The 240-nt window shown below is 35.4% G+C and carries 1 protein-coding gene; it reads left to right on the forward strand.

The features are described 5' to 3' along the window. On the forward strand, positions 1-240 hold a 240-nt coding region (locus G7034_RS01660), incomplete at both ends, for a hypothetical protein (RefSeq protein ID WP_166399228.1).

The following is a 240-nucleotide window of genomic DNA, read 5'->3' on the forward strand; positions in this document are numbered from 1 at the left end:
ATCGAGCCAGATTTACTTGAAGAGTGTGATACTTCAGAAGAGAATAATGGTTTTGCTGAATTTGATTTAGAAGCAGAAATTGAAGGAATTACAGGAGGAAATCCCAATTATGAAATCGAATTCTTCACCACCCAAGCCGAAGCACAAGATTTAAGTATTGAAAACGGATTATCAAGTCCATATACCAATGAAAATCCATTGTCACAAAGCTTATTTGTACGAGCAACCGATATTAACAAC

Source organism: Psychroflexus maritimus (assembly GCF_011089875.1).
GTDB lineage: Bacteria > Bacteroidota > Bacteroidia > Flavobacteriales > Flavobacteriaceae > Psychroflexus > Psychroflexus maritimus.